Genomic DNA, 10,926 nt, shown 5'->3' with positions numbered 1-10,926 from the left:
CTCAAGAATGCATCGCTTCCGATTCTGATTTGCGTACAGGAACAGTTAAAGTATTTTGCTGTACGGGATTGATTTCCTTGGCGGGGATTATTTTTTTGGTTCTCGCTAGGATATCACGTTGGTTAATCAGGTAAATACTAATTAAAGTTAAACCGACACCTATCCATTGTATCGAGCTTAGAACTTCTCCGAGCAATAAATTACCGAAACATAACGCAAATACAGGCGTTAGAAAAGTTAACGAACTCAAAGAAGTTAAATTACCGCTCGAAGCAAAATAGAAAAACAAAGCATACGCTACTGCACTTCCGAAAACTGTGGCATAACTGAGCGCTATCCAATCAGAACTGACTAAATTAGACCATTGCTGTGTTTCTGTAACAGCAGAAATGCCCCATAACGGCAATCCGCCTATAATCATATGCCATCCAGTTGCCATTACTGGGTCTGCGTGTTTTGTTACATACCTAATTAAAACTGTTCCTACTGCCATTGATAAAGCGGCAAGCAGCATCAACCATTCTCCACTTGCAAACAGTGAGTAAGGTGACAGTAACAGTGACTGAGACGAAAAACCAATATCAGTTCTTGAAATTAGCGAGAGAATTAATTGCTCTGGTAAACCAATGAAACTAATACCCGCAACACCTAGACTTAATCCCAACCATCCCCACAGTCCTATGCGTTCTTTGAATAGCCATAATGACATTAGCGCTACTGCCAAGGGTTGTGAGTCAATCATCACTGAACCCAAACCGGCGCCTGTCCGTACCAACCCTTGAGCGAGGAATCCTTGAAACATGGCGCCATCTACCAAGGCAAATAACGTAATCCATAACCACGCTTTTAAGCCGCTTGGTTGAGGTTTTCCCAATAGGGCGCCAACAATCAATATAAGTATACCTGCTGGTATTATCCGTACCCCAGCCATAAACATCGGCGTAGTATGGTCTATTACACCTTTCATTGCCACCATCGCCGTTCCCCAAAGGAAAAATGGCGCAATTAACAGTATTGGAGCTAGGGGGAGGCGTGATGCACGCTCGTTCAGTTGCATTTTGGCAAAGCCTTTATTTTAACGACGCATAACGATTGCTTTACCTAATTTTACCGGGCACATTGCGATTTGTGAAGAAATTTTACGTGGCACAGGCATCCCTGCCTGTGATTTCCTACCTGTGATTTCCTACCTGTGATTTCCTGCCTGTGCAGTCCCACCTAATTTCGGGAACCATATGGACAGAAACGAGTTTCCCTAAAAACCAATGAACATAGAAAGAGACCACAGATTAGACGCCTTAAAAGCCATTAGCATTATTTTTGTCTTAATTTGGCATTTACGCCCGATTAGCTTTGTTATAAATAAGGATACACATGTAATAGTCGTCGTTATTGCTCGAATTATTAGAGATTTAGAGCTACAACTTTCTTTAATAGCAGTTCCTGTATTTTTCCTTGTTTCTCTATACTTATTCTTTCTCAAAAAGCCAAACAAAGAATATCTAAAAATTAGATTAATCAAGCTTTTTAAAATATTTACATTTTGGTCGATATTTCACAATATTTTCTTGTTTGTCGTCACTAGAGAATTTCCTGATTTTTCTTGGGACATTATCACTGGCTTAAAACCTAGCTTACCATTTGCTGGTGATTCAGTTTTTTATTTTATATTTAATTTAATGGTGTTAACTATAGTTAGTTTTTTATTCAACAAAATTAAATCTAGACAACTTGTCAAAATTATCTCTTCTGTGACTATTATATTTTCTTTGTTATACTTTGAAGTTGCTGGTATGGGTAATTCCAGTATTCCCTATCATTGGTTATCAAATTTTATTCTTTATATCCCAATAGCTTTTTACATTGCTAACTACTCAGACAAAGTATTAAAATTCAGGTTTTATTACTTAATAGCATACATTTTATTTTCACTTCATGACATATATTTACGTATTTATGGCTACAATCAAAGTATATATGGAAGAATTTCTGTAGTTTGCGGCGCCTTAACTATCTTCTGTTATGTTTATACCCTCAAAGTTCCAGAAAATTGGTATATACAAAAATTATCTCAATACTCACTGGGATTATTTGCAATACATAAATACTGGCAGTCATTACTATTTTTGTTAGTTAAACATTATGAAATAAGTTTACTTCCAAGTATAGCTGTAATTCCTTTAAATATCATATTTCCTTTAGTTGGCACCTTTGTAATGTTGTTAACAGTTTTATCAATTTATTTGTTAAAGTCAACTAGTTTAAAACAATTTATCGCTTAATTTCTTGCTCTGTGTACAGATACATAACACAGGCAGAAATGCCTGTGCTACAAGATGATTAGCTAACAGTAATTACAGTTGGTTCCAAAATTGCAGAAACTTCGAGATTAAACTCCTGCTCAAACACTTCTTTACTGTAGTCTAAACTCCAAAGTTCAAGCCCACAATCATCGTTAGGGTTTGATGGATGAATTCTTAACTTAAATTGCTTTGCTTGTTGATTGTAGTCACAATGAACGCGCGATACTGCACCAATTTGTCTGCGGTCAAGGGCAGTTCCCAAGCGCAATATAGCACTCAAATGATTTACCATCAAACGATGCTCTTTGCTCACCAAAAGACGATAGTTTTCATGCTTTTTCTTCGGTGGAGACTTACGGTGATAGCGCGCGATATTAGCGATGATTTCGATTTCTGTCTCCGTATAACCAAGTAATTCGCTGTTGCGAACCAAATAGTAAGAGTGCTTATGGTGTGCAGAATGGCTAACGTAGTGACCACAATTGTGTAAAATTGCCGCTGACCAAAGTAATTGACGTGTTTCGTTATCCCAGTTATGCAAAACACCTTTGGTTTGGTCAAATATACTGAGTGCAAAGTTTGCTACACGGTCGCTGTGGGACAAATTTACGTGATACTTTTTAGCTGTTTTGAGGACGTTACGTTGACGTACTGAACCTTGGTAGCGCAAACGGTCTTCGATTAAACCGTGAGTCAGCATCCAATCAACGATTACACCTTCGCGTAAAGAACGTTCGCAGACGGTAACTGACTCACATCCCAGTAGCGTCATTGCTTCCTGTAAAATTACCGCACCTGCAAGAATAACTTCTGAACGCTTTTCTGGCATTCCGGGAATTGCCGCGCGCTCCACATAAGTCATGCTTCGTAAACTGTTTACCCATTCGCGCAAATCTCGCAGCGGAAACTGATAACCATTGAGCGTTGAAGGTACAAAACCCAAATGTGTACGCGCGTGAATTGCTGCCAAAGTTTCAATTGTTCCTGCGGTTCCAACTAAGCGGGGTGACTCACCTAATCGCAAGTCGCCGACTATTTCTTCTACTGAACGTTCGAGCATTCCTCTTGAATATGCTTGAAGGTAGTCGAACTCGTTACTAGAAATTGGGTCGGTGGTAATTAATTCGCTAGTCAAACGGACGGCGCCAATTTTTGTACTAGTGAGAACCCGTTCCTCGTGGCTGTCACCTAGTATCATCTCAGTCGAACCGCCACCAATATCGATAATCATATGAGGCTGGTTGTTAAACTCCATCCCTGACAGCACACCCAAGTAAATTCGGCGTGCTTCTTCAGTACCCGATATCAAGTCAACTTTTAACCCCAATTCAACATCGATTTGGTGTAGAAAATCTCTGCCGTTAGGCGCCTCGCGTACAGCAGAAGTTGCTACAGCAATAATAGTTTCGGCGTTGAATGTTTTTGCAACTTCCCGAAACCTTCGTAGTGCAGCAATAGCACGCTCAATGACTTCAGGCTTCAGATTACCTGTCTCTAAATCACGGTCACCAAGTCGAACTGTTTCTTTCTCTCTAGCAATAATGCTAAACGCTGGCAATGTCGGCTCAATCCGTACAATTACCATATGTAAAGAATTTGTACCCAAATCAATAGCAGCAATTATCCGTTGTAGGTCAACTGTTGTTAATCCAACCGAAAAGCTAGCCGAAATTGAATCCACCATTGTTACTTATCTCTATGAACGAACCGCTCTTTCACCGAACAAACACTTAACACAATTCACTCTCCGCTGCTTATCATCAACACGACAAATGAAATGTATTTCAAATATCATCATCGATCAACATTCTTAATGAATAGCAAAAAAAGTTATCCTATAAATGTGAAGATGTATTAAATATTGTTTGCTCCATAATTTTCCTGCCATGTTAAAGACGCTCGAAAACCACCAAAGCACTGCTGTTGCTATAATTCAGCTTTTACGGTGGCATAAGCCCGAAGGAAGATTAATCTTAATGATTCCTGCCTTATGGGCTGTATTCCTAGCAGCAGCCGGAAAACCTCCACTACCTCTGGTTTTAGTGATAGTGCTTGGCACCCTTGCTACTAGTGCTGCTGGTTGTGTAATTAATGATTTATGGGATAGAAACATTGACCCTGAAGTTGAACGAACTAAAAACCGTCCTATTGCTTCACGCGCGCTATCTGTAAAAGTCGGCATCGCTGTTGCCATTGTGTCTATGGCATGTGCAGCTGTTCTTGCTTTTTATCTGAACGCGCTCTCTTTTTGGTTATGCGTTGCCGCTGTTCCTGTTATTGTTTTGTATCCAGGCGCCAAAAGAGTATTCCCCGTTCCCCAGTTAGTATTATCCATCGCTTGGGGTTTCGGCGTTTTAATTAGCTGGAGTGCTGTCACAAAAAATCTTGAGCAACCAACTTGGTTACTATGGGGCGCCACTGTACTGTGGACTTTAGGATTTGATACTGTATACGCAATGAGCGATAGAGAAGACGATTCTCGCATCGGTATCAACTCCAGCGCTCTCTTCTTCGGCGCCTATGCCCCAACTGCAATTGCTACTTTTTACATTGGTACTGTTGCCCTACTCGGCTGGCTTGGTTTAACTATTAATCTTCATATTGCTTTTTGGCTAAGTCTTGCAGTTGCAGCTATTGGCTGGGCTTGGCAATTCGTAAGCCTCAAAAATGACACCGTTTCTAGTGTAGCATATAGCGAGATGTTTAGGCAAAATGTCTGGATCGGATTTATTTTACTAGCGGGAATGATAGCTGGTAACTTGGTGTGAGGATATTGAGAAAGTAAATGTCAACTACAATTACAATTAATAGTAACCAAATTAATACTTTGGACACATCACCAGTTGTCAAGGTAATAGAAGAAATTCTCGACCGGAATACAATTCTTACTCAGGAACAACAGCTAGTTTTTAATATTGATTATGCAAGAGAAGCAGACGACCCGCGCGAACTTTCAGAAATACCCGAAGTCCGTTTATGGTTTGTACGTCTTGATACACGTTACCCGTGGCTACCGTTTCTGCTAAATTGGCAAGAAAAGGAATTTACTCGGTACACAGCAATGTTAGTACCGCATCAGTTCACAAAAGAAGGAATACAATACAATCCGGAAGCACTAGAAATATTTTTAATGGGCAAGATTTTTGTTTTGACCGACTGGCTTAAACAACAAAAAATACCCCACCAGTCCCGACTCAAAGCAATGGCAAAACTATTAGGGTACGACCTAGAAGACGAACTATTTCAAATGCTATAACCTCTCCCCTTCTAGGGGCTACCGTGTACACACAAGTATCTTTTTCTTATCTTTCTTTGTGTCCTTTGTGTCTTTGTGGTTCTTTAAAGAGATAAACCACAAAGACACAAAGGACACAAAGAGAAGAATATAAGGGGGTTATAAAAAATATGTGTACAAGGTAGCTTCTAGGGGAGGGTAGGGGCAAAGGTTAACTCATACGACTCAATGCCGAACTAAAAGCATACTCAACAGCTTTCGACTCACTAGGTAACAAAGCTTGCCAAACACGGTAATCATTTAACTCTAAAATCAAGTTAGCCATCTCATCAACTTGAACCTGCTTCAATATTTCGTGCTGCATATATTCAAATTCAATTGCATTTCCACCTGCTTCCAATATTAATGATGCAGCTTCGATAAATTTGTTCATAACAACTTGCATATAATTTTCGCCTACCGTTTCCGAAAAGATAGCTGAGGCATTAAATACTTGATATTCTCTAAATAACAAATTAGAAATTTTCCTGCCCTCTGGATTATTCCAATTTGGCGGTAGGTGGACATCTAGATATTTGTTTTCCTGATATCTATATTTAAGATACTCATTAATATCTACAGCCTCTTGAACAAGTTTGTCACCTGCTAAAAGTCGATAAAGCGGCAAGAGACTTGTATCAATATTTGTATCCCGAAATACTTTTTCTTGACCTTTAGGACATTCGTACAAAAGGTAAGTCCAGATTCCTGGATTCTCTGCTCCCTGTTTATCAGCCTGGTAGAAGGTAACTGTACCATCTTTCTCACAGTGGTAATAAGCATTGTGAATATCGATTATGTCATATCCACGTAATTTTATACACTCCATGATTTTTTTCAATATGCCAGTTATGTGAAGTGGCTGACTTTCCACTTGGATGTATCGTTTGCCGCTAGTTACAAAGCTATGTAATTGAATCGCCATTTTATTATTGTCCTCTTGAGGGTATCAAATCTGTCTGTAGATGCGCCTGATTTACGGCAAGAGGGAAGCTGGAACACAGAACATGGCGGTTATATCTTACCTGTGTACATCACACCAAAATAAAAACACTAGTAACTTTTATGTCACCTATAAAAGCAGACAACCTCAGCCCTTCTGTCAAAGAATTATCTTACTTTTACCCCAAACGTTTTTATTTCGATAGATTGTTTTGTTACATGAATCCAAACTTCTAACTTACTTTCTTGATTTAAGATGCACGCAATAACTTTCAGTCACTTAACGAATCTTTTTTTACATCCATCTTTAGAAGTATTCCTATCAATTTTCTACATTGATTTACTTCTTTAGGTAGATGCTGCTGCTCTAATTTCAAATGTAAGTTTGCTAATTGTTAAATAACATACTTGACAAATCAAAATAGATGCAATATCGGCGGTGATAAGTGAAATAAAAGCAATGCACAAAGACTTACAAACATGCGTCCTTGCTTTTGCCTTTATATTGTTCCCAAAGATTTATCGGAACTAACAGATTAATCTAAAAAATCTCAATTTTTTTTTGGCAAATTGGAAAACCTTACTATGTAAGCCTTTAAGGTATAATGCTAGTACCACAACTCTCCTAAATCTGTAAGCTCAAGTGACACGACAAGCCAAAACCTGTGAGAACTGGTAGTTTACGAATTCTCACTTCAGGCGCCTAAATGCTCCCCACGTCTCTAACTATTTAATGCACTAACCTCAGATCCAAAGCCTTCGTTTAAAGATTAATATATTACTCAGTTGAGCCTCACTTTGTACAGAGGGGTCACACCACTCATTTAACTCTGAAAATAGGTATTAAGAAATACAATAGATTAGACATACTGCCTGATAACCACGAATGTTAGTTTTAAGACCAGATGAAGGATAGAAACCTATTTTCTTCGTCGATGACTTGTAAGAAAAATAACAATTTTCCTTAAGCTTTTTAAATGTTATACAATGCACTTGATTGTCAGCATTGCAATCTTCTATGCTAATCGAGTCGTCAGCACTAGTAATGGCTTAACTTACAATCAAAACTATTTAATTTGTAAAGGATAAAGTCTACTTGAAACCTAAAGTCCGCGTGTAGAACCTATAAAAATAAATAAATTAAACTTAATCACAATCACCGTGCGTTTGTATTTGAAGTACTACTATCAAATACCATTTAGCCTTTTCGTAGCTGTATAAATCAATCAAGTTTTCTGCTTCTAAACTGGCTTTGACTTGGAAGTAATTTCACTTATTTTTGTTTTCTCCGTTACAAACTGTAAACTTGGTAACTTTCAAACTATTAATTGAACTACTGCCATAATTCAAATATCAATTCGGTAGGTTAGTACAAATAATCTATTTGTTATTTTTCTACCTTGCCTTTCAAATAATACTATATAAAATTCTTTTTTGATACAGCTTTAAAAAAAATATTAAGTATTTATTTTTGTTTACAAGGATACAGTCATTTTAATTCTTTGATATATAAAACCTTTTTTTTACATAGATATAAACGTAATTATTTAAGGTTTATTTAGCGTTTCTTGATATTTAATTTAATTTATATGAAATAAAATTATTTGAACTTGTAATTTGTATCAAGGCAGACAAACGAGCCTGCCTAGTGTGGGCGAAAAATTTAATGAACTAATTAACTAACTAGCCACCCCAAATTTTGTCTAAAACGGTCTGAGATGGAATGTCAGCCATTTTACCAGTGGGTGATTTAATGGCAAGGAATTTATCGTTTTGAGTTGGTAGCAACTTAGTGTTGTCACCGGCGCCGAATAAAGCGACTGTAAAAGTTTGGACTGCGACACTTAAGTGCATGGGATAGCTATCGGTACATATCATTAAGTTGGCGCCAGCAATCATTGCGGCTAATTTACCGACATTATCGGGGGTAGTAACTTTAAGATTTGGCGCCGACTCTTTAAGAGTACCTACCAATTCTTCACTGTCCTTAAGAGCAACCGCGACTATCGGCATATCAGGTTGTTTGAGTTGAAAATTTTTAATTATTTGCGACCAATTTTCTGGTGGGTAGATATTATTCAATTCGGTCTCTTGAGTAACTTTGCTTCCAGTACCATAAATTAGTACATACCCCGTATCTTTAACTCCAAGTCGTTTTTGTTCATTATTAGCCCATTCGATATCACTAGAAGGAACATTGAGGGTTAATTCAGGACAAGGAGAATTAATACCTAAGCCTTTTAGCAAATCATGATAAGTACTAGCAATGTACTGGTTGGAGTTGATTGGAATTTTACTAGTCAAAAATCCCGAACCTTTACCTTGAAAGCCGATACGGGTAGGAATTCCAGTCAACCATAGAATTAGGCCAACAGCCCAGCTTTGTTCCAGGGTAATTGCAATATCGTACTCACGGTCACGAATTGTGCCAACTAAGTTACCCCAGTCAGCCAAGCTATTACGGTCTTTCCAATCGAATGTTAACACTTCTGAAACTGACTTACTTACCCGGTAAGCAGCCTTTGAACGGGGTTCTGCAACGACATCGATCTGCGCGTCTGGGTAACGGCGCGCGAGGGTATCGATGGTGGGAAAAAACAGAACCTGGTCGCCTATTCCACCTGAGACAAGGGCTACTACTCGCATAATTCTTGTTTAAGCTTTGTTATACGGCTGACTCGCTCATTATTTTATTGGTTAATTGGGGAAAGGGGAACCAAAGGGTAAATTTTGGGGTAAACTACTTTTCCACCACCCTTTTTCCCTCTTACTATGTATCTATTAATTCCTGCTGCGGGTGTGGGCAAACGCATGGGAAGCGAGCGTAATAAGCTTTTACTCTCGCTTTTGGAGCGTCCTATCATCGCTTGGACATTACTTGCCGCAGAAGCTTCACAAGCAATTCGTTGGATTGGTATTATATCCCAGCCTACTGACTGGGAAGACTTGAAGCTAATTTTAGCTAGCTTAAACTTGAGCAAAACAGTAGAGCTTATTAAAGGCGGCGCCACTCGCCAAGAATCTGTGTACAATGGCTTAAACGCGCTGCCAAGTCATGCAGAACAAGTACTAATTCATGATGGCGCCAGATGTCTTGCGACTCCGACACTATTCGATAGGTGTGCGACTGAAGTGCGCTCAATACCTGGTTTAATTGCAGCAATACCCGTAAAAGACACGATTAAAGTTGTTGATTCTAGTGGGATAATTCAAAGCACACCCAACCGAAAAAACTTATGGGCTGCACAAACTCCCCAAGGATTTGATGTCAAGCTGTTAAAACAGTGCCATGAACAAGGAGTTGACAAAGGTTGGGAAGTTACTGACGATGCAGCTTTATTCGAGAAATGCGGTTACAACGTCAAAATCGTTGAAGGGGAAGAAACGAACTTGAAAGTGACCACGCCTCAAGATTTAGCAATTGCTGAATTTATTCTTAATCAGAGGGTTAAGAAAATATCAATCAGTACTATTGACGCTATCAAAATATAATGATACAATGCGTGCCACTTGTTATTCGTCCGATTGTCTTTAATATAAATGTTAATGCCTAACCAATAGTTATTAACAGTTTAATAATTAGTACAAGATGCTAATTAAATTAGTGACGTGCTGACTAATGACCAATGACCAATAACACTAAGCCATGAGTATAGCAGCGACAAAAATCGAAGCAATTCTCTATTTGAAGGGCAGACCCTTGTCTATCGGTGAAATCGCCGAGTATGCCGCGTGTGACCGTATGGCGGCAGAAGAAGGAGTTATCGAGTTAATTGACGAATATGCCCGTCGAGATACTGCTCTAGAAGTAGTAGAAACACCTAGTGGCTACTCCTTACAGGTACGCTCAGATTATCAAGATTTAGTACAAACACTTATTCCTGTAGAGTTAGGTGTAGGTGCCTTACGGACTTTGGCGGCAATAGCGCTGCACAACCCAATTAAACAAAGTGATTTGATAGAAGTGCGTGGTTCAGGAGCATACCAGCATGTTACGGAACTAGTTGAGCAAGGCTTTATCCGTAAACGTCGTGACGGGGACTCGCGCTCATACTCACTACAAACAACATCGAAGTTTCACCAATATTTCCAAATCGAAAAACTTCCCCAACCTTTTGTCACCCGACAAGAAGAACGGCAGTTAGAATTAGAACTCTTACCACAAGTAGAAGCAAGTTAAGTTAGCCGCGCGCACTCAGGGATTGTTAATTCACCCTATTGTGGGAGGAATGTGGCTTACAACAATGCTATGGTTTAGAGTAGAATTAGCAATTAAGCTAAAAAAATAGCCAATGGTATTTGACCCTAACTTTTTGAATGACAGCTTCGATGAACACACTTCGCAGCTTCCTTTTGAGAGCTTTGAGGAAAACCCTAATCCGTTACTCAAGTATCTCCAACACCAGC

Annotated in this window: 9 protein-coding genes and 1 pseudogene; 6 read left to right on the top strand and 4 right to left on the bottom strand. The window is 39.0% G+C overall.

The features are described from left to right. Position 1: 1 nt before the first annotated feature. Positions 2-1,057, bottom strand: coding sequence for a DMT family transporter (locus AC2JBO_RS37970; RefSeq protein ID WP_496958810.1), 1,056 nt, complete (start codon positions 1,055-1,057; stop codon positions 2-4). A gap of 208 nt (positions 1,058-1,265) precedes the next feature. Here AC2JBO_RS37970 and AC2JBO_RS37965 point away from each other — a divergent pair, with 208 nt between their 5' ends. Next, positions 1,266-2,282: an acyltransferase family protein gene (locus tag AC2JBO_RS37965; protein ID WP_496958809.1), complete on the top strand. Its 1,017-nt coding sequence runs from the start codon at positions 1,266-1,268 to the stop codon at positions 2,280-2,282. Positions 2,283-2,340: 58 nt separating this feature from the next. On the opposite strand, the gene AC2JBO_RS37960 is transcribed toward AC2JBO_RS37965, so the two are convergent. After that, positions 2,341-3,987 carry a Ppx/GppA phosphatase family protein gene (locus AC2JBO_RS37960; protein WP_496958808.1) on the bottom strand — a complete coding sequence of 549 codons (1,647 nt, stop codon included), beginning with the start codon at positions 3,985-3,987 and terminating at the stop codon, positions 2,341-2,343. 202 nt (positions 3,988-4,189) lie between these two features. On the opposite strand from AC2JBO_RS37960, the gene AC2JBO_RS37955 reads away from it, so the two are divergent. Together AC2JBO_RS37955 and AC2JBO_RS37950 are read left to right on the top strand one after the other, a co-directional pair. After that, on the top strand, positions 4,190-5,071 hold the full coding sequence (locus AC2JBO_RS37955; protein ID WP_496958807.1) for a 4-hydroxybenzoate solanesyltransferase: 882 nt from the start codon (positions 4,190-4,192) through the stop codon (positions 5,069-5,071). Positions 5,072-5,088: 17 nt separating this feature from the next. Next, positions 5,089-5,559, top strand: a complete 471-nt coding sequence (locus AC2JBO_RS37950) for a CRR6 family NdhI maturation factor (protein WP_496958806.1) — start codon at positions 5,089-5,091, stop codon at positions 5,557-5,559. A gap of 190 nt (positions 5,560-5,749) precedes the next feature. On the opposite strand, the gene AC2JBO_RS37945 is transcribed toward AC2JBO_RS37950, so the two are convergent. Both AC2JBO_RS37945 and AC2JBO_RS37940 read right to left on the bottom strand, forming a co-directional pair. Next, positions 5,750-6,502: a hypothetical protein gene (locus AC2JBO_RS37945; RefSeq protein WP_496958805.1), complete on the bottom strand. Its 753-nt coding sequence runs from the start codon at positions 6,500-6,502 to the stop codon at positions 5,750-5,752. A 1,700-nt stretch (positions 6,503-8,202) separates the two neighbouring features. Continuing rightward, the gene (locus tag AC2JBO_RS37940; RefSeq protein ID WP_496958804.1) at positions 8,203-9,165 is read right to left on the bottom strand and encodes a glycosyltransferase family 9 protein; all 963 of its coding nucleotides are present in this window, start codon (positions 9,163-9,165) and stop codon (positions 8,203-8,205) included. Positions 9,166-9,291: 126 nt separating this feature from the next. Here AC2JBO_RS37940 and ispD point away from each other — a divergent pair, with 126 nt between their 5' ends. From ispD to AC2JBO_RS37925, 3 genes and pseudogenes are all read left to right on the top strand, one after another. After that, positions 9,292-10,011 carry a 2-C-methyl-D-erythritol 4-phosphate cytidylyltransferase gene (ispD, locus tag AC2JBO_RS37935; RefSeq protein ID WP_496958803.1) on the top strand — a complete coding sequence of 240 codons (720 nt, stop codon included), beginning with the start codon at positions 9,292-9,294 and terminating at the stop codon, positions 10,009-10,011. 154 nt (positions 10,012-10,165) lie between these two features. Next, positions 10,166-10,699, top strand: coding sequence for an SMC-Scp complex subunit ScpB (scpB, locus tag AC2JBO_RS37930; protein WP_496958802.1), 534 nt, complete (start codon positions 10,166-10,168; stop codon positions 10,697-10,699). A gap of 112 nt (positions 10,700-10,811) precedes the next feature. Next, positions 10,812-10,926 (top strand): annotated as a pseudogene (locus AC2JBO_RS37925) (DUF760 domain-containing protein); the annotation flags it as partial.

This window comes from Calothrix sp. CBUCES-K 9914 (genome assembly GCF_059640475.1).
This window is presented reverse-complemented; position numbering and strand designations above follow the sequence as displayed.